The organism is Synechococcus sp. 65AY6A5 (genome assembly GCF_002760415.1).
In the GTDB taxonomy this organism is placed as follows: Bacteria; Cyanobacteriota; Cyanobacteriia; order Thermostichales; family Thermostichaceae; genus Thermostichus.
On the sequence record NZ_AXUW01000001.1, the window covers coordinates 280598 to 304848 of the forward strand.

The following is a 24251-nucleotide window of genomic DNA, read 5'->3' on the forward strand; positions in this document are numbered from 1 at the left end:
AGATGCCCTCAGGCGGCATCTTTCTCGACCACCTTCTCCGCTTCTACCTTCAGGGACTCCGTCCCGCTGACGCGATCGGCACCGGCGGTGGGCTCGTCATCGCTGCTGGGGTTGTTCATCTCTTGCTTGAAGCTGCGCAACGCTTTGCCGAAGGCGCTGCCCAACTCCGGCAGCTTCTTGGGGCCGAACACGACCACTGCAATTATCCCAATCACGGCCAGCTCTGGCAGGCCCATGCCGAAGATGCTCACGGCCAGGATAGGTTCGCTCGACAGCAGGATAGCCATAAGTCCCCAAAACCCCAAAAATAGAACAAGCCAACCAACCTCGCTGGCAAGGAGGGGAATTATCCCCTCCCAACTCTAGCAGGTTTTCCCGGGGGCAGAAAGGTTTGGCTGCTACTGCCATGGCTCTGGAATCCATGAGCTGCCAAAAGCGGCAGCCGACGACCGCTAGACTGAGATTGTTGCTTTGTTGAAGCTTGCCGATGGGCTTTCTCCTGTCTGCCGAACAAGTGCTTCAGTTCGTCACCAACCAGTGGCAGGATCCCTATGCTGTTTTGGGGCCGCAGCAGATAGAGCAGGGGGAGACGTCCTTCTGGCTGGTGCGGGCCCTGGTGCCCAATGCCAAACAGGTTTGGTTGGTAGAACGCGCCACTGGGCAGGCCTACCCCATGCAGCCGCTGCATCCAGAAACGTTGTTTGAGCTGTGCTTTGCGCCTGGCACGCCGGTTCCAGACTACTTTCTGCGGGCGCAGCGGGTCTGGGATCCGGAGGGCCAGCACTTGGAAGAGTGGGAGGATCCCTATCGCTTTCCCCTGGAGAAGGTCAACCACATCGGTGAGCTGGATCGCTACCTCTTCAACGAGGGCAACCACCACCGCATCTACGAGAAGTTGGGCGCTCATCCCATCAGCGTAGATGGGGTTCAGGGAGTCCACTTTGCCGTCTGGGCTCCCAACGCCCGCAATGTCAGTGTCATTGGCGACTTCAACCACTGGGATGGCCGCCAACACCAGATGAAGCGGCTGGGCGAAAGCGGCATCTGGGCGGTGTTCATCCCTGGTGTTGGGCCAGGAGCCGTCTACAAGTACGAGGTGAAAACTGCCTGGGGGGATATCTACGAAAAGTCAGATCCCTATGGCTTTCAGCAGGAGGTGCGACCCAAAACCGGCTCAATTGTAGCCGACCTCCACACCTATACCTGGCACGACCAGGAGTGGCTGGAAAAGCGGGCTGCCACCGACCCCCTGCGCTCGCCCATCTCGGTGTACGAGGTGCATTTGGGATCCTGGATGCACGCTTCCACGGAAGACCCCCCCGCTGATGGGCACCTGGTGCCGGTGGAGCAAAAGCCCAACACCCGCTTTCTTACCTACCGGGAGCTGGCGGACAAATTGATCCCCTATGTCAAGGAGCTGGGCTTTACCCACATCGAGCTCTTACCCGTGGCCGAGCACCCCTTCGACGGCTCCTGGGGCTACCAGGTTATTGGCTACTACGCGGTAACCTCCCGCTACGGCTCGCCCCAAGACTTCATGTACTTTGTCGATCGCGCCCACCAGGAAGGGATCGGCGTCATTGTCGATTGGGTGCCGGGGCATTTCCCCAAAGATGGGCATGGGCTGGCCTTTTTTGACGGTACCCACCTCTACGAATATGCCGACCCCCGCAAGGGCGAGCACAAGGGCTGGGGCACTTTGGTTTTCAACTACGGCCGCAACGAGGTGCGCAACTATCTAATAGCCAATGCCCTCTTTTGGTTTGACAAATACCACATCGACGGCCTTCGGGTGGATGCGGTGGCCTCAATGCTCTATCTGGACTACGACCGCAAAGAATGGATCCCCAACTGCTACGGCGGGCGAGAACACCTGGAGGCCATCGACTTTTTTCGCCAGCTCAACACCCTTATTTTCAAGTACTACCCTGGCGTTCTTTCCATTGCCGAGGAATCCACTGCCTGGCCAATGGTAACCTGGCCAACCCATGTGGGTGGTCTGGGCTTTAACCTCAAGTGGAACATGGGCTGGATGCACGACATGCTGAATTATTTTCGCATGGATCCCTGGTTCCGCCAGTTCCATCACAACCTAGTGACTTTCAGCCTCATGTATGCCTTCAGTGAAAATTACATGCTGGCTTTTTCCCACGATGAGGTAGTGCACGGCAAAAGCCACATGTTGGGCAAAATGCCAGGGGATATGTGGCACAAGTTTGCCAGTTTGCGGGCCCTCTACGGCTACATGTTCACCCACCCCGGCAAGAAAACTTTGTTCATGAGCATGGAGTTTGGCCAGTGGAACGAGTGGAATGTTTGGGCAGATCTAGACTGGGAGCTGCTGCAGTATGAGCCCCACGCCAAGCTGCGCCACTACGTAGCCACCCTCAACCATCTATTGCGCTCGCAGCCAGCTCTCTACACTCAAGACACCAAGCCAGAAGGGTTCCGCTGGATTGACTGCAGCGACCATCGGGGCATTATCTCCTTTATCCGATATGGGGAGGATCCCAGGGAGTGGCTAGTGGTAGTCTGTAACTTTACGCCGGTGGTTTGGCCGAATTACCGCATTGGCGTGCCGCAGCAAGGGTTTTACCGGGAACTGCTCAACAGCGACGCGGTAGAGTTCTGGGGCAGCGGGGTTGGCAACCTAGGGGGCAAGTGGACGGATGACTGGCCCTACCACAACCTGCCCTACTCGCTTGAGCTCTGCCTGCCCCCCCTTTCAACCTTGGTGCTGAAGTGGCAGCCGCCCCAGCTGGCGGAGGATTCAGGCGAAAACAAAGCTATGCTGGAGTGAGTACGGCCTTCCCGCCTCATTGCCATGCGAGATCTGCTGCGCGACATCCTTCGAGACTATTCTGGCTTTGTGGAACTGCGCTACCACAGCAAAGTCTTTCGCAGTGTCACGGCGGAAAAGGGGCGCATTGAGCGCACGGCAGTTCGGCGGCGCTCAGGTGTGGGGGTGCGGGTGCTAGAAGCCGGCACCTGGGGCTTTGCCGCCACCGGGGATCCCTCGCCAGCAGCCATTCGCAAGGCCATTGCCGAAGCTCAGCAAGCGGCCCGCGCCAGCGCCGACTGCCGCAGGCAGAAGCTGAAGGCTTTGCCCAGCGTATCCCTGGCCCAGGGGGAGTTCTGCGAGCCCGGCGTGGAGGAGGTGGTCAACAAACCCCTGGAGGCCAAGATCCAGTTGGCTCTGGAAACAGAAGCCCAGGCGCGCAAGTCTTCCGCCCGCATCACCTCCGCCAGTTGCACTTACAACGAGATCTACGAGGAAAAAGCCATTGTTACTACGGATGGGGCGGATGTGGCCTTCCGGCTGGTGCGCCCTGAGCTGCGGATCCAGGCGGTGGCCGAGGCGGATGGCCAACTAAGCAGCGGTACTGAGTCCATTGGCGTGACGGGGGGGTGGGATTGCCTTTTTCGGGCGGATCCCTTGCAGATGGCGGAGAAGGCGGCTGCCACAGCCGTCGATCTCCTCTCTGCAGGCTATGCTGAGGGGGGATGGGCCACGGTCATCTTGTCCCCTTCCATCGTGGGGCTGCTGGTGCACGAGGCCATTGGCCACACGGTCGAGGCGGATTTTGTCTTGGCCGGCTCGGTGGCAGCCGGCAAGCTGGGGCAGCGGGTGGCCAGCGAGCTGGTTACTCTCAAGGACTCTGGCCGTTCTGAATTGATGCCGGGGGCAGGGGGAACGCTGCCTGTGGACGATGAGGGCGTCCCCACCCAAACCACCACCATCATCCAGAACGGCATCCTGGTGAGCTACCTGCACAACCGCGAAACGGCTGCCCACTTCGGCGTCGAGCCCACCGGCAATGCCCGCGCCTGGGAGTACGCCGACGAGCCGCTCATCCGCATGCGCAACACCTACCTTGAGCCGGGATCCCAGACGCTAGAAGAGATCCTCGCCAGCACTCCCGACGGCTACTTCCTGGATGGGGCCAGAAACGGGCAAGCCGACTCCACCGGTGAGTTCATGTTTGGCGTGGAGCGGGCCTACCGCATTCGCAACGGCAAGCTGGCGGAGCTGCTGAGGGGAGTTACCATCACGGGCAATGCCTTTGAGGTGTTGCAGTCGGTGGATGCCGTGTCGCGGGATTTCCGGTGGGACTTGGGATCCGGCCACTGCGGCAAGGGTCAGCCGGCCAAGGTAGACGCCGGAGGGCCCTACATTCGCTGCCGCGCCATTGTGGGTGGCCGCCAGCCTGCTTAGCCCTCACCCCCAGCCTCTCTCCCAAAGGGAGAGGGGAGTTAGGGAGCAACTCTTAGAACCAGGCGGTCGGCTTCCCACTGCTGGAAGAGGCGGAGGACGTGGCCGGCTCTCTCGCGATGGTCGGCCAAGATCTCGGCGCCGGAACGAGCTTGCTTGGCCAATGGCAGCAGCAGCTCCACCACCTGGTAGCGGCTAGAAGCGATCATCTTGCCCGGGATGCGGGCGATGGGCCAGAAGATGTCCATCTTTTGGGTCACGATCTGGGCCGGATCCACTTTGCCCAGCAGATCCGAAAAGGGGATCTTTTGATCCCAGTAGCGCACCTTGCCGTACTGGAGAAAGAGGGGGTTGAGCTGCCAACGGGAGCTTTGGAAAAACTCGGGAGTAAAGGGATCCCAATGGGCCAACTTTTTGCCCTGGTGGCAGCACCAAAAGAGATTTTGCGTGTGGTAGAGGGGCTCCAGGTACTCGATGACCCGCAGTTGGTCAATGCGGGCAAGGGCCTCGTAGCGGCGGTGGAACTCCGGGTGGGTGGCGGCAATCAAGGGCCTGGCGTTCCAATAGTCCAAGTAGGGGGCGACATCGATAAACTCCAGTCCCGCCTGGGCCACCAGGTCGGGAATCTCGCCGATGTCAAAAGGGATGTCGTTGGCGTGGAAAAAGTTATCGACGATATTTTCATCGTGGAGGTAGTAGTCCTGGTGGGCCTTGGCATGCTGGGCCAGCATGGAAGTAGGATGAGCTGCCTTTAATAATTGCCGCACAAATTCGATCTTTTCCGGCGTGGCCGGTGGGGTAATCCCCAGCAGCTCCAGAGCGCGGCGAATGCGGTAGAGGTGCCAACGACCAGAACGGTTGTAGAGCATCAGGGCCATTACCCCGTCAGGGGCCAGGCGCGAGGCCAGGTTCTGCAAAGCCTTGACCGGATCGGCGGTGTGGTGAATTACCCCATAGGAGCTGATCATGTCGAAGCTCCCCTCCGGCCAGGTGGAGGGATCCATGAGATCGCCGTAGTGCACCGAGCAGTTGCGCAGGCCGTGGTACTTGATCCGCTTCTGGGCAATCTCTAGGGCCGGGCGACTGAGGTCGATCCCGACCACGGCGCCATAGCCGGGGTTGCTGGCGGCAATGCCGTGCACCTCCCAGCCGGTGCCACACCCGGCCACCAAAAACCTGGCGCCCGTCGGCTCTTGTAAGGTGCGGGTGCGGGCATATTGGGCCAACGTATAGCTGCCCAGGCTGGAGAAGCCCTCAAAGGGTTGGTCGTAAGGCACAGGCGGGTAGGGAAACGCCTCGTACTGGGCCTGCACTGCCTGGGTGATCTCCGCTTCGCTTGCCAAAGGCACGTCCTCCCACCTCTTCCCCCCTATCCTAAGAGTCTTTGTAGATTCTTAGACCGGTTTTGGCCGTCAAGTCGGCCCGTGTCGGTCGGCAGCAGGGCAGGGCTAGGCCGCCGTCAAACTGTGGGCAGCTCGCCGGTAGGCCTCCTCCAGCGTCTCTGCCAAGGTGGGGTGAACATGCACCAGGCGGGCCAGCTCTTGCACCGTGGCGCGGCGAGCAATGGCCTGAGCTGCCTCGTGGATGAGATCGGCGGCATGCGGCCCAAAAATGTGGGATCCCAGCAAGAGGCCCGTCTCTTTATCAAAGACCAGCTTCACCATGCCCTCAGTCTCGCCAGCAGCAATGGCCTTGGAGTTGCCGCCAAAGTAGGTGCGCACCGTGCCTACGCTATAGCCCTCGGCTTTGGCCTGCGGCTCGGTTAGCCCCACAAAGCCCATCTCCGGATGGGTGAACACCGCCGCCGGGATGCTCAGGTAATCCATGTAGGCAGGGCGGCCACAGATGTTTTCCACCGCCACCCGCCCCTGCGCTGCCGCCGCGTGGGCCAGCATCATCTTGCCCGTCACATCCCCAATGGCCCACAGGTGGGGCAATTCGGTGGCCATGCGGCTATCCACCGGCACAAAGCCGCGCTTGTCCGTAACAACCCCCAGCTCCGCCAGGCCCAGCCCTTCTGAGACCGGGATCCGCCCAGCGGCCACCAGGCAGCCATCCACCTGCAGCGTCTCCCCGTTGGAGAGGTGGATCGTCACCGGCTGGCCGGGGATCACCTGCTTGGCCAGCACGCCCACATAGGTCTGGATCTGGCGGGGTTTAATCAGCACCCGCTGGGCCAGGCGGGCAATGTCGGGGTCAAAGGCCGGCATCAGGGTCTCCAGCGCCTCGATGAGAATAACTTGGGATCCCAGCGCCGTGTAGACGTCGGCAAATTCCTGGCCGATGTAGCCGCTGCCGATGATGGCCAGCCGCTCCGGGATCCACTCCAACCGCACCGCCTCGTCGCTGGTAAACACGGTGCGGCCATCCACCTGGATCCCCGGCGGCACAAAGGGTCGAGAACCCGTGGCCAGGATCACATCCCGCGCCGTGTAGGTCTGGGATCCCTTCTCTTCCTGGACTTCGACCGTTTGTGGCCCCGCCAGCCTGCCCCGCCCCCGCAGGATTGTTACCCCCAGCTTCTCTAGGGAGCGGGTCATGTCGGCGCGGATCTTCTCCACCACTTGGGCAGCATGATTGGCAATAGCCTCTCGGTTCACCTGAAGGGATCCCACTTGGATGCCCAGCTCAGAGCTGTGTTGCAGTTCCCGCAGACGTCCGGAGGCGGCCAGGAGAGCTTTGGAGGGGATGCAGCCGCGGTTGATACAGGTGCCGCCCATTTCCGCACCTTCGACGATGGCGGTTTTGAGGCCGGATTCGACGGCATGCAGCGCCGCGCCATGGCCGCCGACGCCAGCACCGATGATGATCAAGTCAAAATCAAAGCTCATGGCGAGACTTGGATAACCGGTGCCTCATTTTCTCATCTTGTTGGCCTTCCCAGGAACCTGGCTGAGAGCATCCAAACCATGAGGTAGCATAGGGTCGCTTGCCCAGTTGACAAGAGGCTGGCGGGGTGGGAACGGGGGATGCGCATGGAACTGCAGGCGTTCATTTTTGATGTGGATGGCACGCTGGCGGATACGGAGCGGGATGGGCACCGCGTGGCTTTCAACGCCGCCTTTGCCGAGGCAGGGTTGGACTGGCACTGGTCGGTGGAGCTCTACGGCCAGCTCCTGGCCATCACCGGCGGCAAAGAGCGCATTCGCCACTTCGTCCAGACCTGCCAGCCGCCGCTACCCCCTGGTGAAGATTTAAATGCCCTCATTGCCCGGCTGCACCAGGCCAAAACCCGCCACTACACTGCCCTATTGGCCCAAGGGGGGATCCCACTCCGCCCAGGGGTGAAGCGCCTCCTGCAGGAGGCCAGAGCTGCTGGGATCCGCTTGGCCATTGCCACCACCACCACGCCGGAAAATGTAACAGCCCTTTTGGAGCACGCGCTGCCGGAGAGCCTGAGCTGGTTTGAAGTGATTGCTGCCGGCGATATTGTCCCCGCCAAAAAGCCCGCCCCCGACATCTACTTCTACACCCTGGAACAGATGGGGCTGCCCCCCCAGGCCTGCCTGGCCTTTGAAGACTCGGAGAATGGGCTGCGCTCGGCCCAGCAGGCCGGTATTCCCACTGTGGTGACGGTAAACGACTATACCCGGGATCAGGATTTTTCCGGAGCGGCTCTGGTGCTGGATCACCTGGGGGAGCCTGAGGATCCGTTTCGGGTGTTGGCGGGAACGGTGGGATCCCACCGCTACTTCACCCTGGAGTTGGCCCGACAGATCCATGCTCAAGTTGCCCGGTCTGGAGTGGGAAGCTCATGATGGCGTCAGATCTCCAAGACCTGCGGCAGCGCCTAGAGGCTCATCTGCAGCAAGTGGCCCAGCCGCGGGATCCCGACTGGTCGCCCCTGGGCCATAGCCAAGTGGAGCGCTACATCCAAGAGCAGCTTTCTAAGTGGGGATCCCTGGAGTCCTTCCCCTTTGAGGCCAATGGCTGCCAGCACCGCAACTGGATCTTGAAATTGCCGGGATCCCGTTCTGGCCGCCAACCCATCCTCATCGGAGCCCACTTTGACGCTGCCCCGGCAACCCCTGGAGCAGACGACAACGCCAGCGGCATAGCGGTGTTGCTGGAATTGGCCCGCCATTTTGCCGCCGAGCCCGCCCCTTCCCCCCTGTGGCTGGTGGCTTTTGACCTGGAGGAGCGGGGAATGGTGGGCAGCACAGCCTACGCCCGCTTTCTTAAACAGCAGCGCCAGCCCCTGCGGCTGATGCTCTCTCTGGAGATGCTGGGCTACCGGGAGCCCACGCCCGGATCCCAGCGCTACCCCGCCGGCCTGGAGCGGCTCTACCCCGACCGGGGAGATTACATCGGTCTCATTGGCAACTGGCCCGCCCTGGGGGATCTGCTTAGGCTGCAGCGCGGTTTTCAGCAGGTGGGGATCCCGTGTTGCTGGCTGCCAGCCGGCCAGCGGGGTTTGTTCCTGCCGGTTACCCGCCTCAGCGACCACTCCCCCTTTTGGGATGCGGGCTACCCTGCGGCTATGGTGACCGACACCGCCTTTTTGCGCAACCCCCACTACCACAAGCTGAGCGACACCCTCGAGACCCAAGATCTTGCCTTTTTGAGTGGGGTCTGCCGCGGCTTGAGGCAGGGTCTTGGATCCCTCTAGGCCGTGAGATCCCTCGATTCCCAACTCCCCTCTCCCTCTGGGAGAGGGGCTGGGGGTGAGGGTGCCTCTGGGAGAGGGGCTGGGGGTGAAGGCCAGCGGCGCGGGGCGCTTGGGCAGGCCTCCTCAGTACGGAGATCGCTCCAGGAGTTTCGCGATCCCTCGACTCCCGCTTGGGCGACAGAGGGAGATAATAGGCGGCATAGGCAAAGAGGGGAAAAGTTTGCCAAAAAACCTCCCTTAGCCTTTTGGGTCAAAACTTTCACAGGAGCCTTTTTCATGAATACCTTCGCCCAAGCCCCCAAAAAGTGCGTCTCTGCCGTTTTCAAAGAAGAAGCCAAAGTCCAAGAGTGCATCCAGCGCCTGCTCAACCGCGGTATCCCCAACGACCGCATCTCCATCATTGGCCGCAACTTTCAAACGGAAGCCAAAATTAGTGGCTTTATCACTCGCAAAGATGTGGTTCTCGATAGCTTGACCAGCGGCGCCATCTACGGATCCCTGTTTGGATCGCTGCTGGGGCTCCTCACGGGGGTAGGGGTGCTGTTTATTCCCTTTTTGGGGGCGGTGGTGGCCGCCGGGCCACTAGGAGCGGCGCTGCTGGGGGCAACCGGTGGCGCTCTCTACGGGGCGCTGGGAGCGGGGCTGGGATCCGCCCTCATTGCCCTGGGCATGCCACAGGAGAAGGCCGCCATCTACCAGACGCGGGTGCAGGCGGGCGAATTCCTGTTGGTGGTGCAGGTGCCGGAGGAAAAAGCGGGCGAAATCTACTTGCTGCTGCAAAGTGCCGGCGGCGAAGAGGTGGCCACTGCCGACTTGAACTTGCCCAGCGAGCCAGAGGGATCCCTGACTCCCGAAACCATCTCCCCCGAGATCCGCGCCGATCTCTCAGAAGAAGCCCAGCAAACCTTTGTGGAAGCCTATAACCAGGCCAAGGCAGAGGGCAGCCCGGTCACCCAGGCGCTGCTCAAGGCTTGGGAAAAGGTCAAACAAGTTTTCACAAGAGACGACAAGGGGATTTTCTCCAGGCGCAAACCCTAGGGGAGTGCTCTCAGGGGCAAGGACAGAGCTAAGTGTTTCTCCCTCGCTCTGGGTTTTCCGATTGCACCTCTAGCCTGAAGGTATCCTAAAAGCCTTAACCTGATTTCGTAGGGGTGAGCTTATGGCTGCGAGCGATTTCAAGGACTACTACCAGATCCTGGGCGTCAGCCGAGATGCCTCTTTAGAGGAGATCAAGCGCGCCTATCGCAAGCTGGCTCGCCAGTATCACCCCGACGTCAACCCCGGCAACAAGGCGGCCGAGGAGCGCTTCAAGCAGATCAACGAAGCCTACGAGGTGCTCTCGGATCCCGACAAGCGGCGGCGCTACGACCAGTTTGGCCAGTACTGGCAACGGGTGGGCAGCGGCGCGGCGGCGGGGCCGGGCATGGAGGGATTTGCCCAGTACGCCAGCTTCGAGGACTTCATCAACGAGCTGCTGGGCCGCATGGGATCCCGCCGCGGCGGCTTCCAGGGCTTCACCACGGGGTTTGGGCCGTTTGTCTCGGTGGATCTGCCAGGGCAAGACGTAGAAGCCACGCTGGGCCTCACCTGGGCAGAGGCCTTCCACGGCACCCAAAAGCGGCTGAGCGTGGATGGCGAAACCCTCACCATCCGCATTCCTCCCGGCGCCAAACCGGGCAGCCGCATCCGCGTCAAGGGTAAAGGCCAATATAGCCCCTTTGGCGGGCCGAGGGGGGATCTCTACCTCACCCTGGAGCTGCCCCCGCACCCCTTCTTCCGCTTCGACGGCGACAACCTGCTCTGCGAGCTGCCCATCACCCCTGACGAGGCGGTTTTGGGCGGCACAGCGGAAGTCCCCACCCCCACCGGTCGGGTGCAACTGAAGATCCCCGCCGGCGTCGATAGCGGCCAGACCCTGCGGCTGCGCGGCCAGGGCTGGCGGGATCCCCAAGGGCAGCGGGGCGACCTGCTGGTGCGGCTGAAGGTTGTCACGCCCAAATCCCTCTCCCCCACTGAGCGGGATCTCTACGAGAAGCTGCGGCAAAATCGGAGCTGGGATCCCCGCGCCTACTTGCAGGAGGTGAGGCTATGAGCTTGGCCATTGTGCGGGTAGAAGAACGGCTCTACACCTTTGAGCAGGCCAGTGAAGTAGCCGGGATCCCGACCCACCTGCTGGAGTGGCTGCTGTTGCAGGGGCTGGTGGAAGCGCAAAGCAGCTACCTCACCCCCCAACAACTGCGGCGCCTGCTGCAGATGATCCGCCTGCATCGGGACTTGGGCCTCAACTGGGTTGGGGCGGCCATGGTTTTGGATATGGCCCAGGAAATTGCCCGCCTCAGGGCGCAGCTACACTACTACCGCGGAGGCTAAGCAGCCCAAGCCTCCATCTCCCTTAAATCCCGCAAGTCAGGAGAACTTCTCTATGGAACAAGTCGTCCGACGCAGCCAAGTGGTGGGCCTGCTGGCCCTGGATAGCAGCACTGCCACGGCCCTGGGCACTGTCGAAGAAATCTGGGTCGATGGACAAGGGCGGGTCTGCTACTTCACCAGCCAGCAGGGCTACACCCCCCTGGAGCAAATCTCTCTCATCGGGCCGGACGCGCTGCTGATCTACTCCACCGTCTTCGCCACTCCGGCAACGCCGCTTAGCTCCCTCTACCGGCGAACCGTGCGTATTGGGGATCAGCCGGTGGGCTGGATCGAGGATTTTCTCTTCGATTGGGAAACCGGAACGATTGCCGCCTACATCCTGGGGGGCAGCATCGCCGAGCCCTGGGGAGGGCGCGCCGTCCTGTTGCCGGAGGATGTAGAGGCCATCGACGTAGATGCCGTGGTGGTCAAGGAAGATGCGCCGCAGCGCCTCAAATCAGAAACTGAGGGCCTAAAGAACTTTTGGAGCGAAAAGTCTCGCCAAGTCAAGCAGCTCATCCAGCGCATGGGGGATCGCCTCAAATCCCTGGTCGGCCCCCAGGATCCGCCGGAGGTGGTGCGCGTCAAGGTCAAGCAAGTGCGGGACGAGCTGGCCAAAGGGGGCAAGTTCGACCTCTCCCTGCTCGATGAGGCGGCAGAGTTTTTGCAGCAAAAATGGACAACCTGGCAGCAGCGCCTTAGCCGCGCCGCCCAGCGCATGCAAGCTGCCCTCCAGGCCGCCTGGGAAAAGCTGACCGAATGATGCTCCAACTCCCCTCTCCCAAAGGGAGAGGGGATGGGGGTGAGGGAATAGCCCTAGCTGACAGAGGGCAGGTTTTTCCGCTAGGATTAAAAATCGCTGTCAATGCTCGGATCAGGTTGCAAGACCCCTAGGGGCACCTGTACGGCAAGGAAAAGGCATGACCTACGCAATTGTGGAAACCAGTGGCAAGCAGCTTTGGGTAGAGCCAGGGCGCTTTTACGACGTCGATCGCCTGCCCGGCACAGAGGAAAACAGCCCCTTGGCCCTGTCCCAGGTGTTGTTAATCAACCACGAGGGACAGGTGACGCTAGGGCATCCGTATGTTCCCGAGGCAGTGGTCAGGGCACGGGTCTTGCAGCACCGCCGCGGCAACAAAATCATCGTCTACAAGATGAGGCCGAAGAAGGGAACCCGCAAAAAGAGAGGACACCGGCAGCCGCTCACCCGCGTGCTGATCGAGTCCATCGAACTCAACGGCACAACCCTGGCCACGGCCCAGTCTGCTCCGCCATCCACTTCTGAGGCGACCACTGACACCACAGGGATCCCAGCGGCGGAGGAATAGATCCTAAACTCAGGATCCCAACTTATCTTTGGCGACGACACAGTTGCAGAGGAGGCGTTATGGCTCACAAGAAAGGAACCGGCAGTACCCGCAACGGTCGCGACTCCAATGCCAAGCGGCTGGGGGTGAAGTGCTTTGGCGGCGAGCTGGTGCACCCTGGCTACATTTTGGTGAGACAGCGGGGCACCAAGTTTCATCCAGGGGTGAACGTGCGCCGCGGCGGCGACGACACCTTGTTTGCGGTGGCCACCGGCATTGTTACCTTTGAGCGCTACGGCAAGTGGCGGAAAAAGGTGAGCGTCTACCCGGTTGAGGCGGCTGCCCAATAGGCAGTGAGCTTCCCGTTCTGGCTGGGCAACTGGGCAAGACAGCTCAACTGGTTCCATTCCTCAGCCTGCAGCTGGGCAAAGGGGGGATCCTGGCTTGGCCCAATCCCAATCCTGTGTGGAGCGCCTGTGAGATCCAGGGCTGTGCGGGTGTACTTGTTTCGGGGAGTGGGGTTGCTCCACCTTATCGCTGGGGTGGCGTACCTCTACTGGCGCATCAGCGAGGGGCTGACCGGTCTGGGATCCCTTCTGTTTTGGGGGGCAGAGCTGTACGTTTGGCTGGCGGCGGTGGGCTTTATCCTCAGCCGCTATCCCCAGGTGCCGCAGGAGGGGGTGCCCGCGCCCGAGGTGCTGCGGCGGGCGTTTTTTCAACTGCCGCGGGTGGACGTGCTGGTGCTGCGCCAGCGGGATTCCGTGGAAGCGACCCGGCAGACGGTGCTCTCGGCCCTGCGCCTGGATTACCCCTGGGAGCGGCTGTTTGTCCATATTGTGGATCGGGTGGAAGATGCGGAGATGGCTAAAGTGGCGCGGGCCATCCCCTGCGAGTACTGGTCTTGCCCAAGCCCCACGACCGATCCCCTAGCCTACATGCTGGGATCCGGCCAGCTCCAGGGAGAATATCTGCTCCTGCTGCATCCCGGCCATTTTGTCGAGCCGGATTTTTTGTGGCAGACGTTGCCCCTGTTTTACGACTTTCCGGAGCGGGCCCCGATTGCCAATGCCACCGGCTTTGTGCAGGCAACGCTGCGCACCCTGGGCCAGCCCAGGGCGGTTCACCCGCTGCAGCAGCTTTTGGCGGTGGGATCCCAGGGCTACCAGGCGGCGCCGCTGCTGGGATCTGGCTGTCTCATTCGGCGGGCAGCTTTGGAGGGGATCCCGCAAATCGACATTCGCCGCCCTGTGCAGTTGGGGTGTCAGATGCACTGCCGCGGCTGGCAGTCCCACCTAGTGCGCCCAGCCCAGGTCACTGGCATTTTGTTGCCGTTGCGCAACCGCCGCGTCGCTCTGCTGGCGGTGTTTTCTGCCCTGCGGGAAAACCCCTTCTGGAGCAAGCCCACCACGCAGCAGCAGCGCTTTCAGTACCTGTGGCTGGCCCTCTGGGCTGCGGGCGGGGTGGCGGAGCTGGCCTATTTGGCGGTGCCCATCCTCTTTCTCTGCACAGGCTGGATGCCGGTGCCGGCCTTTGATAGAGTCTTCTTTGCCTGGTTTCTTCCCTACGCCCTGCTGGGGCGCCTCACCTGGCTGTTGGCTTTTCCCCCGTCGCTGTGGGGAGCGGCGTGGCAGTCGGAGCGGCAGACGGGCAGCCAGTTTTTCCAGTCCATCCAGGCGCTGGTGCAGGCGGTGCGGGGGGTGCCCCCCTACCCCGAACAGCCGTCCCAGCTTGCCCTCGGCCCGCAGGCGCTGGCTATTGTGCTGACGTTGTTGGCCATGGGGGTGGGATCCCTGCGCTTTGCCGGCAACTGGGATCCAACCTGGCCAGAGCTGCTGTTTGGCCTAGTCTGGGCCTTCTACAACCTGATGGTTCTAACGGTGCGCCCGGACGATCACGATTTTGCCGGCTTTGCCTTGCGTAGCCACAACCCGGCAGCGGAAGAAACAACAGATGCGCTCTCCAACTCCTAGGGCTGCCAAGCCAGGCACACGGCAAAGCCAAATCCCCCTATTATTCCGCTGTTGCATGGAGAGCATAGAGAAAATGGCCGGCTGCCCCGGCGGAAGTGGTCAACAGCTATGCTGGAAGAAGGATAGGATAGCTAGATCGGCAGAGGTTGCCCCTGCCTTTCCGGGAGGTGTACGGAGGGGGAGGGGCGATCCCTGGCCGAGCCGCCCTTGTGGTTTGCAGGATTGAGCGTGGTCTTCTAGCTTAAAAACAACACATCTGTGGAGTCAGAAAGACCCCCCCTTCGACTGTTTCCCCTGGGCACGGATCCCCGCCGGCAGGGCTGTGCCTACTGGCTGGAGATGGGATCCCACCGCTTGCTCCTCGATTGCGGTTTGCCTGCTTCCTCCCTCTTCAAGGCCCTGCCAGGGATCCCGGATGCGGTGATCTGCAGCCATGCTCACTTTGACCACCTGCAGGGGCTGCCCGCCTTTTATCGTCGCTACCCGCAGGTGCCTATCTATGCCACTCCCCTGACCGCCCACTTGGCGGGCGGCCTGTGGGAGCGGGGCGTTTGGCCGGGCTACGACCGGGAAATTCGCTTTCCTCCCTTTCGGGCACTGCCCTTTGGCCAGGCACGAGAGATCCTGCCCCATCTGATGCTCACCTTTTTCACAGCCGGGCACCTGCCGGGAGCAGCGGCAACCCTGCTGCAAAATACCCAGACCACTCCGGCCCAAACCTGCGTCTACACCGGCGACTGTTCCCTGGCCTCAACCCGCTTTGCCCCCGGCTTGGATCTCACCGCTTTGCGCCATTGGCAGCCGGACGTGCTGCTCATCGAAGCCTCGCTGGGATCCACTCGCCATCCGCCCCGTCGCCATCTGGAAAACCGCCTGCTGGAGCGTCTGATCAGCGCCTTGGCAGCAGGGCAGACGGTGCTGTTTCCGCTGCCGGTGTTGGGGCTGGGGCAGGAGCTGCTCTTCCTCCTCAAAGCCCACCACCGCTTTACCCAGGCTTCCCAAGAGCTGACCGTGTGGGTGGCGCCGGGGCTGGCGGCAGGCTGCAACCTCTACGAACGCTTGCTCCCCTACCTGCCGGAGCCGGTGCGCAATTTCGCCACCTATCAGCCCTTGTTCTGGGAAGACCGCCTGCAGCCGCGGGTGCAGCCCCTCACGGAGGCGGATCCCCTGCCCCAGGGCCTGTTGCTGTGCGATGCCGATGCCGGGCCTGAAGCCTGGGATCCCATCTGGTCGCGCTTGCTGGCCCAGCCGCAGCGCTCCTGTCTGCTGGTGCGGCTGCCGGAAGTGGAGCTGGCCACCCCCTTTGACCAATGGCCAGCGCCGCTGCGCTCCCGCATCGGAGTGGAGTGGCTGGCCTGGCACAGCCACAACGACGTTGGGCATCTGACCCAGATCGTCCACACCTTTCGCCCCCAACATGTGGTCTTGGTGCACGCCAGCCCCCAGCAGGCGCAGGATCTGGCGGATCTGCCGGAGCTGTGCAACCGTTACCATGTCCACTGCCCCCAACCCGGCCATTGGTTGGAGCTGCCTGACGGCCGCCTGCAAACCCAAGTCAAGCCGTCAGAATTTCCCAGGGATCCCGCCTTGCGCTACGAGGGGGAGGTGGAAGAGATCTGGCAGGAACAGGGCTCGCCCCGCGCCTTGGCCGGCGTACAGGTACGGCTGCCCCCTCAGATTGCCCAGGATCCCCGCTGGGCCGCCTGGGCTGAGACTGGCTTGGTGGAGGCCCGCTGGCAGGGATCCGAACTGGTGTTGCGCGGCCTTTCGCCGCGGGAGCTGATCCGCCCGGCAGGGGCCGCCCCCGCACCAGCAGGAATCGTGCCGCGTCCAAAACAGCCTTCTGCCTCCACCGATAACGGTGGCAGAAAGTGCCAGAACTGCCGCTTTGCCCGCCAGATCTTAACCTCACAAGCCCAAGCCTTTCGCTGCGACCAAGAGCGCTCCCCCCTCTACCGCCTCCGGGTGGATCCGCAAGGAAGCTGTCCCTACCATCAGCCGCTGGAAATCCGCTCTTCCGGTTAGTCAGCCCCCGAAGCCCCAGCAGCCCAAAGGCTAGAATGGGGCCAGTCGCGGTACCCACCATGCTTGAGCAACAACCCTGGGCAGATCGTCGCCAGGGGCTGGTCGGATCCCTGGAGCGCCCTACCACACCCCACCTGCCCGTGGTGCAAATGGTCGGGGTGAACAAAGTCTACCCACTGCCGGAAGGCAGCTTTCAGGCCCTCTACGATATCGACTTGGCGATCGAGGCAGGGGAGTATTGCGCCATCATGGGGCCCTCTGGCTCCGGCAAGTCCACCCTGATGAACCTCATGGGCTGCCTGGATCGGCCCAGCTCAGGGCGCTACTGGCTGGACGGCGTGGAAGTCTCTACTCTGACGGATCGGGAGCTGGCCCGGATTCGCAACCAAAAGATTGGCTTTGTCTTCCAGCAGTTTCACCTCCTGCCCCTCTTGACGGCTCTGGAGAACGTGATGCTGCCCCTGGCCTACGCCGGGATCCCGGAGCCAGAGCAACGCCGGCGGGCCAAGCAAGCTTTAGAACAAGTGGGCTTGGGGAGCAAGCTGCACCAGCGCCCGGCTCAACTCTCCGGCGGCCAGCAGCAGCGGGTGGCCATCGCCCGTGCCATCGTCAACCGGCCACAACTGTTGTTGGCTGACGAGCCTACAGGAGCCCTGGACAGCCGCACCGGCCAGGAAGTGCTCAACCTCTTTGCCGAGCTGCACCGCCAGGGCATTACCCTTGTCGTGGTTACCCATGACCTGGAAGTGGCCCAGGCCGCCCAGCGCATCATCCGCGTTGCCGATGGGCATTTGCTGGTCTAGGCTGCGATCCAACGGGGGCCTATCGGGAACGAGCCGGCTTGCGCTAGCCTAAACGCAACTGAGCGCTCGGCCAGTGAGGATCGGCCCATGAAATTGATCGAAGATATCATCCGATTTTTGGAGACCCGCCTAGAGGAATTCCTCAAAGCCCACCCAGAGATCGAGTTGCAAGCCCTCGACGAGCAGTTGCGCCAGCAGGAAGAAGAAACTCGACGGCTGCGGCAGGAAAGCTTGGCCCAGAAGCAAGCCCTGAGCGAAGCTCTCGCCAAGCTGGGCGAGGAGATCAAGACCTGGCACTTTCGCATCGAAAAAGCCGAGCGGGCCAACCGCCCCGACCTGGCCGAAGGGGCGCGTCGACGGGAAGCCGAGCTTTTGGAGAAAGGAAGCCGGTTGTTCAACCAAGGGAAGGCTCTGGAGGAGAAAATCCAGCAACTGGAAGCTCTGCTGCCGCAAATTGCCCGGCGCCGCCAAGAGGTGAAAACCAAGCTGCAAGAAGTCAAGGCCGCCCAAGCCAAAACTGCCGCCGAGCCGGCTTGGGGCTTCAGCCCCTGGGGAAAACCGTTTGAGGAAGATAAGTTGGAGGAGGAATTTCGCCGGCTGGAGATGCGGCTAGAGGTAGAGAAGGAATTGCATGACATGAAGAAAAAGGTGGGGGAACAGCAGCGGCGGTAGCAGCCTGGCCTGTGTCTAAAAAAACTCTGTTAACCTCGAATCCAGTTGCAACAGCCGAACCAAAATCAAGCTGGGTGGAACCTACGATTTGCGCTCTCGGTCTCAAGAGCCGGAGCGAAATCGTTTCGGCAACTTTCTCGGCCACCGAACGAGAAGGAAAGCCCCTCTTCTCCACCAAGAGTGGTACGCTATTGGGCATGAATGAGCTCTATCTAAATCACCCTACATTTGGTTTGCTCTACGGCCTGTGTCGGGTTAACGAAGGTGAGGCCATCTTCACCACCCTTTATGCCCAACGGCTGTTTTTTCGGGTTTACTTCAAGCCCCCCGATCACAACGCCGATCCATCTGCTGTGGAAGAATTGGTCTTTGACCCGATTAGCCGCAACGAAGCCCGCCAGGTCATCGAAGAACAAATGCGCCTGTTGCGCCGCGCCAATCGCAAAGACGAGCTGGAGCACCTGCAGTTGGTTTACAAACGCACCTTCTCTTGACCTAAAATTGCGACAAAAAGCGCAGGTCGCTGCTGTAGAACAGGCGGATATCTTGAATGCCATGTAAGAGCATGGCCACCCGCTCAACGCCGATCCCTGCCGCAAAGCCGGTGTAGCGCTCCGGGTCATAGCCGACCGCCTGAAATACATTGGGATCCACCATGCCGCAGCCAAAAATTTCCAGCCACTTGGAGCCAAAACGCACATCCATCTCGGCAGAAGGCTCCGTGAACGGAAAATAGCTGGGCCGGAAGCGGGTTTCTCGCTGGCCCAACAGGCGAGTGACAAACTCCTTGAGGGTGCCCTTCAGGTCGCAAAAGGTGAGGTTCTGGCCCACCGCCAAGATTTCCATTTGGTGAAACACAGCCGAGTGGGTGGCATCGACACTGTCGCGGCGCATCACTCGCCCGGCATGCACAATGCGCAGGGGCGGCTGGTGTTGCTCCATATAACGCACCTGCACCGAAGAGGTTTGGGTGCGCATCAGATAGCCCTTTTCCAAATAGAGGGTATCCTGCATGTCCCGCGCCGGGTGGTCGGCGGGGGTGTTGAGGGCCTCGAAGTTGTAGTACTCTGTCTCGATCTCCGGGCCGTGGACCACCGTGTAGCCCATCCCCACAAAGATATCGAGCATGCGGTCGATGGTGGCCTGCAAAGGGTGAATCCGCCCTAGAGGCCGGCGCGGCCCCGGCATAGTGACGTCCAGCCGCTCCGCCTCCAGGCGAGCCTGGAGCTGAGCTTCGGCCAGGGCCCGTTTGCGCTCATCCAGCCTAGATTGCAGGGCCTCTTTGAAGGTGTTGGCCAAAGCGCCAATGGCAGGCCGTTCTTCCGGGGGCAGCTTCCCCATGCCCCCCAAGATCTTGGAGAGCTTCCCCTTCTTGCCCAGATAGTCGATGCGGATCTGCTCCAAGGCGTCCAGATCGGCGGCCTGCGCCACCTGGGCAAGCGCCTCACCTTGGAGGGTGAGAAGCTGTTGGCGAAGCGTGTCTCGTTCGTCTTGCATGGGGAAAGTTCATTCGCACATTCGCGTCAGCGTTGCCGAGCAGCCGGCAGACAAGGATCCCTATTGGACATGTAGCGGGCCGCAGTTGCTTTCTCCCAAAGTATCATCTTTCACCGACGGCGCCGAGATTGGCAAGGGATTCTCTTCCCACCTACTGCAGCAGCTCCGCCTGCCAATCGACAACCTTGCGAAAGCGAAAAGGGCCGGCCACAGCTCCCCACACCTGGCGGTGGGTAACCGGATCCATGCCGCGATCGTGGCTGCAAAACTCGTTCTCGCTCAGGTGCAAGGTGGTCTGCAAATAGGTGGTTTGACCGTTGCGCACCACGCAACAGCGGCAACCCGGCTCCGTCACGCCGACAAAAAGGGATCCCTGCCTCTTCACCTGCACATCACACCCCGGCAGGTAGGCCAGATCGGCAGCGCTCAGTTGGCTGAGTTGCTCCGCCCTCCCCCGAGCACACCCCCGCCACCGCTGCGGCTGCAGAGGACGGTAGTTGCGGATCACGATCCCGTCCCCCACTTGAGTGAGTTCCACCACTGCCTGACGATAGGGCTCCTCCAAATGGCCGCTGTAAGCCTGCTCCACATAAAAGCCGATTCCCCCCAGCACAGCAGTTGGCAAGGGGCGATAGGCCACCCGGATCGAGGCAAAAAAAGGTGGGTTCTCCCAGGCTTGCTCTTGGTTGCTGAAGTCTCCCGCCAGCCAACGTGCCATCTGCAACAGCTCAGGGGAAGAGGTGGACTCCAACCAGTTCGACATAACCACGCATCCAGAAATACCGTAGGGACTTATACCGAAAATCCCAGGCGGTCGATGAAAACCTGCTCAGATTTTCCCCTAACCTCTGCTCTGCCGAGGAGGTTCCACAAATGTTAAATTATGTATCCTTTATGAGAAGGTTTGCGTGGATACTGAAGCGGGCTTGCCTCTTGGCCGAAAGCCACAATCACGGTTTATATTTTTCTTCATGTCGTAAAGCTGTGTAAAGTAACATTTTTTTCTGTAAAAACTAAGGCCCTGAAGGATGGAGAGAAGAGGGCGGGATTGCTCGTCTGGATGAGGATCCAAGACTTTTTGCGGCAAGTAAAGTCCCTTTACATTTTTTGATTCAATCGCTCCCTGTCCTCGCGATAGAAAAAGACTGGAAACAAGGCGAGCCAGATTTTCCTCATCTGTCCAGTTCAGGTTGTCGGCAGTGGAGGATCTTTAAGAAGCGGGATCCGTTGACATGTGTCGGCAAGCGGCTTCGCCTGCGAGGCCGTTTGACTGGAGGTGGGTCGAGGATTAGCTTGCCCATCTTGTTTCTACGGGCTTTGATCCCGTGGGCAGGTCTGTTGGGACAAGGAGCTGTGCCAACGGTGCCGGTCGGCATCAGGGATCGGGGCATTGCTGCATTCCTGGCTGGCGGGAGCTTCCACTTCCGCGGCAGGGAGTGACGATTCATAACCTCTTTTGCTTTCGCTAGGAGATTTAAAGCCATGAACGATGTATTTGGCAAAGTTGTTGCGCAAGCTGATTCCAAAGGCGCTTTCTTGGGAGAAAACGAGTTTGCGGCTCTGCAGCAGGTGATTGCCGAGGGGAACAAGCGCTTGGACGCCGTGAACCGCCTCACCAGCAACGCTTCTAAAATTGTGACCGATGCCATCCGTCAGTTGTTTGCCGAGGAGCCCAATTTGAACGCTCCCGGCGGCCCTGCTTATCCCAGCCGCAACGTGGCCGCCTGTATGCGGGATATGGATATCATCCTCCGCTACATCACCTATGCGGTGGCAGCCGCTGACCCCAGCGTGCTGGACGAGCGCTGCTTGAACGGCTTGCGGGAAACCTATCAGGCGCTGGGCACCCCTGGCAGCTCTGTGGCCAACGGCATTCAAAAAATGAAAAAAGCTGCGGTGGCGGTGGTGAGCGATCCCAACGGCATCACCCGGGGTGATTGCAGCGCTTTGATCGCCGAAATCGAGTCCTACTTCGATCGCGCCGCTGCTGCCGTGGTCTGATAGGGCCGGAATCTCCATCGCTTTGCCTGGAACAGTCGGATCCTAGGGTGAAGGCCGCCGTGGAGTTCAACTCGGGTTGGCCTGGGATCCCTGAGAAGGCAACCTTTTTTGCAGTCATTTTGCAGTTAAGCCGCTTTTGCAGTGTTGGATTTTTGCGTTGAGCTTAAGTAAAGGAGCGTTTTGAATCATGCAAACCCCTATTGTCGATGCCATTGCTACCGCGGATAGCCAGGGGCGCTATCTGAGCAACAGCGAGTTGCAGGCCATCAACGGCCGTTTTCAGCGGGCTGCCGCCAGCATGGAAGCTGCCCGTGTCCTGAGCAGCCGTGCCGAAGAGCTGGTGCGCGGCGCCACCGAGGCCGTCTATGCCAAGTTCCCCTATACCACTCAGCCTGGGGGACAATGCCACACCCAAGCGGGCAAAGACAAGTGCGCCCGCGACGTGCGCCACTACCTGCGCTACATCACCTACTGCTTGGTAGCCGGTGGCACCGGCCCGTTGGACGAGTATCAGTTGGCCGGGATCCGCGAGATCAACGCCGCTTTTGAACTCTCCCCCAGTTGGTTTATCGAAGCGCTACGCTACATCAAAGCCAACCATGGCCTGACGGGGCAAGCGGCCACCGAAGCCAACACCTACATCGACTACGCCATCAACGCGCTCAGCTAGGTTCTGCAGCTTGGGATCCCCCAAAAAGGTGGCCAGCCCGGCGCTTGAGGGGGATAGCGAAGAAAGGTTGTCGAGGGCAACGGTGGCGAGAAAGGGATCCCTTTGGCCGGTTGGGTCTGAGGATCTCTCCCCCAGAGGGAAAAGCGCCGCTGTTGCTCTCGCTTCAACCCCATATTTGTGCTGCTGAGGGTTGTTGAGTTGAGAGGTGAACCCAAGCAGCCTTTTCAAGCTTTTTTCAAAGTTAATCCAGCCAGTTTCATCATGAGGAATTAACATGAGTGGAATCACAGCGGCAAGCCGAATGGGGATCCGGGGCATTACAGAGACGACTCCCTTAGAATTGCGCCCTAATGCCAGCCAGGATCAGCTCAATGCGATCCTGCGGGCCATCTATCGCCAGGTGCTGGGCAACGATCACCTGTTTGGCGCAGACAGGAAGGAGCTGGCCAGTGCGGAATCGCTGCTACGGCGGGGCAGCCTGACGGTGCGGGAGTTTGTGCGCTTAATCGCCAAGTCCGAAGCCTACAAGAGGCGGTTTTTGTACCCTAACTCCCAGACCCGCGCCATCGAGCTCAACTTCAAGCACCTGCTGGGGCGAGCTCCCACCAGCCCTAAGGATATTGCCCGACACCTGGACATCTACCACGCTGGGGGCCACAGCGCGGAGATCGATTCCTACATCGACAGCCCAGAATACCTGGAAGCCTTTGGCGACAACATCGTCCCCTATCCGCGCGGGTTTGAATATCGCAAGGCCCATACCACCCGCGACTTCACCAACCTTTTTGCCCTCTACGGGGGCTACGCCAACAACGACCGTTCCCAGGGGCGCAGGCCGCGCTTGATGGTACCCCTCGCCACCGGCTTTACCCCGGCCATCCGCCGCATCGGGGTGCGGGGGCTGCTGCCCCCCAGCCCCATTACCAAACACTTGGGGCCGCCAACGGGCCAGTCCGATCGCATGTTCTGCATTGAGGTGACGCGGCTGCTTAACCCGCCCTCGGCCCTGGCCACCTCCAGCCGGGTGCGCAAATCCAACCAGCAGATCTTTGTCTCTGCCGATCAGCTCTCGGCGACGATGCAGCGGCTGCTCAAGTCGGGCGCCAAGATCGTCAGCGTCCGCAGCGCTTGAGGCCTCTGCAGGCGCTCTGGCCTGTTGATGCTATGACCACGGCTGTTCCTTCAGATCTCCCTCCGGCCGCCGACCTCACCCCCGCTGGCCAGATCGCCAAGCTGCGCCATGGGGATCCGGGGGAACGTTACTACGCGGCTTGGTGGCTGGGGCGCATGCGCATCCCCGAAGGGATCCCGGCCCTGATCGAAGCCTTGGCCGATGAGACAGATCGCACCACGCAGGGGGGATATCCGCTGCGGCGCAACGCCGCCCGTGCCCTGGGCAAGGTGGCCTCCCCTGCTGGGATCCCGGCTCTGAAAGAGGCTTTACGCTGCTCCGATGGCCAAGTGGTGGCAGCAGCAGCCCAGGCGCTGGTGGAGATCGCCCTAGCCAATAATCTGGATCGGGATCCCAGGCAAGCCGAAGAGCTGGGAGTGGCGTTGCTCGAAGGGCTGCGCTGGGTGGAGCAGGGTCTGCAGACAGAAGCGCCTGCCGCCTTGGAGGCTTTGATCGAGGCGCTTGGACAGTTGCAGGTGGCTGCCGCCCTGGGGCAGATCCGCCCTTACCTAGAGCACCCCTCAATTCGCCTCCAATGCGCGGCAGCGCGGGCCTGTTACCGGCTGACAGGGGATCCCACTTTTGTCCAACCGCTACTGTCGGTGTTGAGCCACCCCAACATCCATCTGCGGCGGGCTGCCCTGCTGGATCTGGGGGCCAGCGGCTATCTGCCGGCGGCCCAAGCCATGGCAGCGGCAGCGGTGGAGGCCAATATCAAGCTGCTCGCCCTCAAGCAGTTGGTGGAGCTGAACCTCAGACGGGGAAAAGAGGCCGGCACCGACCTGCACCAGGTGCTACGGCTAATCGACGAGCTGCTCTAATTCTCTGGATAGGGAGACGACCTCGACCCAAAGTTGACACCCAACTGCTTATTTTGTTAATTCCGATACAGAATAAAATTGGG

General features: G+C 61.1%; 24 protein-coding genes. 19 read left to right on the forward strand and 5 right to left on the reverse strand.

Annotation, left to right across the window (positions count from 1 at the left end):
• Positions 1-8: 8 nt before the first annotated feature.
• The gene (tatA, locus tag SYN65AY6A5_RS01300; protein ID WP_011430879.1) at positions 9-287 is read right to left on the reverse strand and encodes a twin-arginine translocase TatA/TatE family subunit; all 279 of its coding nucleotides are present in this window, start codon (positions 285-287) and stop codon (positions 9-11) included.
• A gap of 200 nt (positions 288-487) precedes the next feature.
• Here tatA and glgB point away from each other — a divergent pair, with 200 nt between their 5' ends.
• Entirely contained in the window at positions 488-2800 is a 2313-nt protein-coding gene (glgB, locus tag SYN65AY6A5_RS01305; protein ID WP_099883749.1) for a 1,4-alpha-glucan branching protein GlgB, read from the forward strand.
• A 24-nt stretch (positions 2801-2824) separates the two neighbouring features.
• Positions 2825-4216 carry a TldD/PmbA family protein gene (locus SYN65AY6A5_RS01310; protein ID WP_099883751.1) on the forward strand — a complete coding sequence of 464 codons (1392 nt, stop codon included), beginning with the start codon at positions 2825-2827 and terminating at the stop codon, positions 4214-4216.
• Positions 4217-4254: 38 nt separating this feature from the next.
• On the opposite strand, the gene SYN65AY6A5_RS01315 is transcribed toward SYN65AY6A5_RS01310, so the two are convergent.
• Entirely contained in the window at positions 4255-5562 is a 1308-nt protein-coding gene (locus tag SYN65AY6A5_RS01315; protein ID WP_240530957.1) for a class I SAM-dependent methyltransferase, read from the reverse strand.
• A 99-nt stretch (positions 5563-5661) separates the two neighbouring features.
• Complete coding sequence (lpdA, locus tag SYN65AY6A5_RS01320; protein ID WP_099883753.1) at positions 5662-7044, reverse strand: dihydrolipoyl dehydrogenase; 1383 nt, start codon at positions 7042-7044, stop codon at positions 5662-5664.
• A gap of 144 nt (positions 7045-7188) precedes the next feature.
• On the opposite strand from lpdA, the gene SYN65AY6A5_RS01325 reads away from it, so the two are divergent.
• The 13 genes from SYN65AY6A5_RS01325 (at position 7189) to SYN65AY6A5_RS01390 (ending at position 18502) form a co-directional block, all read left to right on the forward strand.
• Positions 7189-7971, forward strand: coding sequence for an HAD family hydrolase (locus SYN65AY6A5_RS01325; protein ID WP_099884476.1), 783 nt, complete (start codon positions 7189-7191; stop codon positions 7969-7971).
• On the forward strand, positions 7968-8822 hold the full coding sequence (locus SYN65AY6A5_RS01330; protein ID WP_099883755.1) for a M28 family peptidase: 855 nt from the start codon (positions 7968-7970) through the stop codon (positions 8820-8822). Before SYN65AY6A5_RS01325 ends, SYN65AY6A5_RS01330 begins: the two co-directional genes overlap by 4 nt.
• Positions 8823-9098: 276 nt before the next feature.
• A complete protein-coding gene (locus SYN65AY6A5_RS01340; RefSeq protein WP_099883757.1) occupies positions 9099-9860 on the forward strand; it encodes a ChaB family protein in 762 nt (253 codons plus the stop codon).
• A gap of 121 nt (positions 9861-9981) precedes the next feature.
• Positions 9982-10914, forward strand: coding sequence for a DnaJ C-terminal domain-containing protein (locus SYN65AY6A5_RS01345; protein ID WP_011430869.1), 933 nt, complete (start codon positions 9982-9984; stop codon positions 10912-10914).
• Entirely contained in the window at positions 10911-11192 is a 282-nt protein-coding gene (locus tag SYN65AY6A5_RS01350) for a chaperone modulator CbpM (RefSeq protein WP_011430868.1), read from the forward strand. Before SYN65AY6A5_RS01345 ends, SYN65AY6A5_RS01350 begins: the two co-directional genes overlap by 4 nt.
• A 52-nt stretch (positions 11193-11244) precedes the next feature.
• A complete protein-coding gene (locus tag SYN65AY6A5_RS01355; protein WP_099883759.1) occupies positions 11245-11994 on the forward strand; it encodes a photosystem reaction center subunit H in 750 nt (249 codons plus the stop codon).
• Between the two features lie 157 nt (positions 11995-12151).
• Positions 12152-12559, forward strand: coding sequence for a 50S ribosomal protein L21 (gene rplU, locus SYN65AY6A5_RS01360; RefSeq protein ID WP_011430866.1), 408 nt, complete (start codon positions 12152-12154; stop codon positions 12557-12559).
• 59 nt (positions 12560-12618) lie between these two features.
• On the forward strand, positions 12619-12888 hold the full coding sequence (gene rpmA, locus SYN65AY6A5_RS01365) for a 50S ribosomal protein L27 (protein WP_011430865.1): 270 nt from the start codon (positions 12619-12621) through the stop codon (positions 12886-12888).
• 126 nt (positions 12889-13014) lie between these two features.
• Positions 13015-14508, forward strand: coding sequence for a cellulose synthase (locus SYN65AY6A5_RS01370; protein ID WP_099834820.1), 1494 nt, complete (start codon positions 13015-13017; stop codon positions 14506-14508).
• Positions 14509-14766: 258 nt separating this feature from the next.
• The gene (locus tag SYN65AY6A5_RS01375; RefSeq protein WP_099834821.1) at positions 14767-16533 is read left to right on the forward strand and encodes an MBL fold metallo-hydrolase; all 1767 of its coding nucleotides are present in this window, start codon (positions 14767-14769) and stop codon (positions 16531-16533) included.
• A 59-nt stretch (positions 16534-16592) separates the two neighbouring features.
• Positions 16593-17336 (forward strand): ABC transporter ATP-binding protein, encoded by a 744-nt coding sequence (locus SYN65AY6A5_RS01380; protein ID WP_011430862.1) that lies wholly within the window; start codon positions 16593-16595, stop codon positions 17334-17336.
• A gap of 87 nt (positions 17337-17423) precedes the next feature.
• On the forward strand, positions 17424-18008 hold the full coding sequence (locus SYN65AY6A5_RS01385; RefSeq protein WP_011430861.1) for a TIGR04376 family protein: 585 nt from the start codon (positions 17424-17426) through the stop codon (positions 18006-18008).
• A gap of 197 nt (positions 18009-18205) precedes the next feature.
• Positions 18206-18502, forward strand: coding sequence for a PipX family protein (locus SYN65AY6A5_RS01390; RefSeq protein WP_099834822.1), 297 nt, complete (start codon positions 18206-18208; stop codon positions 18500-18502).
• Position 18503: 1 nt separating this feature from the next.
• Here SYN65AY6A5_RS01390 and pheS read toward each other — a convergent pair whose 3' ends face one another.
• Together pheS and SYN65AY6A5_RS01400 are read right to left on the reverse strand one after the other, a co-directional pair.
• Positions 18504-19505, reverse strand: coding sequence for a phenylalanine--tRNA ligase subunit alpha (gene pheS, locus SYN65AY6A5_RS01395; protein ID WP_011430859.1), 1002 nt, complete (start codon positions 19503-19505; stop codon positions 18504-18506).
• A gap of 151 nt (positions 19506-19656) precedes the next feature.
• Complete coding sequence (locus tag SYN65AY6A5_RS01400) at positions 19657-20268, reverse strand: chromophore lyase CpcT/CpeT (protein ID WP_041438454.1); 612 nt, start codon at positions 20266-20268, stop codon at positions 19657-19659.
• 719 nt (positions 20269-20987) lie between these two features.
• Between SYN65AY6A5_RS01400 and SYN65AY6A5_RS01405 the strand changes: the two genes are divergently transcribed.
• From SYN65AY6A5_RS01405 to SYN65AY6A5_RS01420, 4 genes are all read left to right on the forward strand, one after another.
• Positions 20988-21506, forward strand: a complete 519-nt coding sequence (locus SYN65AY6A5_RS01405) for a phycocyanin subunit beta (protein ID WP_011430857.1) — start codon at positions 20988-20990, stop codon at positions 21504-21506.
• Between the two features lie 187 nt (positions 21507-21693).
• Entirely contained in the window at positions 21694-22176 is a 483-nt protein-coding gene (locus SYN65AY6A5_RS01410) for a phycocyanin subunit alpha (protein WP_011430856.1), read from the forward strand.
• Positions 22177-22450: 274 nt separating this feature from the next.
• On the forward strand, positions 22451-23308 hold the full coding sequence (locus tag SYN65AY6A5_RS01415) for a phycobilisome rod-core linker polypeptide (protein WP_011430855.1): 858 nt from the start codon (positions 22451-22453) through the stop codon (positions 23306-23308).
• A 32-nt stretch (positions 23309-23340) separates the two neighbouring features.
• Positions 23341-24168 (forward strand): HEAT repeat domain-containing protein, encoded by an 828-nt coding sequence (locus SYN65AY6A5_RS01420; RefSeq protein WP_099813014.1) that lies wholly within the window; start codon positions 23341-23343, stop codon positions 24166-24168.
• Positions 24169-24251: the final 83 nt, after the last annotated feature.

Excerpts from the sequence above, each read along its gene's own strand:
- tatA (WP_011430879.1), bottom strand. The coding sequence starts at position 287 with ATGGCTATCCTGCTGTCGAGCGAACCTATCCTGGCCGTGAGCATCTTC.
- glgB (WP_099883749.1), top strand. The coding sequence starts at position 488 with ATGGGCTTTCTCCTGTCTGCCGAACAAGTGCTTCAGTTCGTCACCAAC.
- SYN65AY6A5_RS01310 (WP_099883751.1), top strand. The coding sequence starts at position 2,825 with ATGCGAGATCTGCTGCGCGACATCCTTCGAGACTATTCTGGCTTTGTG.
- lpdA (WP_099883753.1), bottom strand. The coding sequence starts at position 7,044 with ATGAGCTTTGATTTTGACTTGATCATCATCGGTGCTGGCGTCGGCGGC.
- SYN65AY6A5_RS01325 (WP_099884476.1), top strand. The coding sequence starts at position 7,189 with ATGGAACTGCAGGCGTTCATTTTTGATGTGGATGGCACGCTGGCGGAT.
- SYN65AY6A5_RS01330 (WP_099883755.1), top strand. The coding sequence starts at position 7,968 with ATGATGGCGTCAGATCTCCAAGACCTGCGGCAGCGCCTAGAGGCTCAT.
- SYN65AY6A5_RS01340 (WP_099883757.1), top strand. The coding sequence starts at position 9,099 with ATGAATACCTTCGCCCAAGCCCCCAAAAAGTGCGTCTCTGCCGTTTTC.
- SYN65AY6A5_RS01345 (WP_011430869.1), top strand. The coding sequence starts at position 9,982 with ATGGCTGCGAGCGATTTCAAGGACTACTACCAGATCCTGGGCGTCAGC.
- SYN65AY6A5_RS01350 (WP_011430868.1), top strand. The coding sequence starts at position 10,911 with ATGAGCTTGGCCATTGTGCGGGTAGAAGAACGGCTCTACACCTTTGAG.
- SYN65AY6A5_RS01355 (WP_099883759.1), top strand. The coding sequence starts at position 11,245 with ATGGAACAAGTCGTCCGACGCAGCCAAGTGGTGGGCCTGCTGGCCCTG.
- rplU (WP_011430866.1), top strand. The coding sequence starts at position 12,152 with ATGACCTACGCAATTGTGGAAACCAGTGGCAAGCAGCTTTGGGTAGAG.
- rpmA (WP_011430865.1), top strand. The coding sequence starts at position 12,619 with ATGGCTCACAAGAAAGGAACCGGCAGTACCCGCAACGGTCGCGACTCC.
- SYN65AY6A5_RS01380 (WP_011430862.1), top strand. The coding sequence starts at position 16,593 with ATGCTTGAGCAACAACCCTGGGCAGATCGTCGCCAGGGGCTGGTCGGA.
- SYN65AY6A5_RS01385 (WP_011430861.1), top strand. The coding sequence starts at position 17,424 with ATGAAATTGATCGAAGATATCATCCGATTTTTGGAGACCCGCCTAGAG.
- SYN65AY6A5_RS01390 (WP_099834822.1), top strand. The coding sequence starts at position 18,206 with ATGAATGAGCTCTATCTAAATCACCCTACATTTGGTTTGCTCTACGGC.
- pheS (WP_011430859.1), bottom strand. The coding sequence starts at position 19,505 with ATGCAAGACGAACGAGACACGCTTCGCCAACAGCTTCTCACCCTCCAA.
- SYN65AY6A5_RS01400 (WP_041438454.1), bottom strand. The coding sequence starts at position 20,268 with ATGTCGAACTGGTTGGAGTCCACCTCTTCCCCTGAGCTGTTGCAGATG.
- SYN65AY6A5_RS01405 (WP_011430857.1), top strand. The coding sequence starts at position 20,988 with ATGAACGATGTATTTGGCAAAGTTGTTGCGCAAGCTGATTCCAAAGGC.
- SYN65AY6A5_RS01410 (WP_011430856.1), top strand. The coding sequence starts at position 21,694 with ATGCAAACCCCTATTGTCGATGCCATTGCTACCGCGGATAGCCAGGGG.
- SYN65AY6A5_RS01415 (WP_011430855.1), top strand. The coding sequence starts at position 22,451 with ATGAGTGGAATCACAGCGGCAAGCCGAATGGGGATCCGGGGCATTACA.
- SYN65AY6A5_RS01420 (WP_099813014.1), top strand. The coding sequence starts at position 23,341 with ATGACCACGGCTGTTCCTTCAGATCTCCCTCCGGCCGCCGACCTCACC.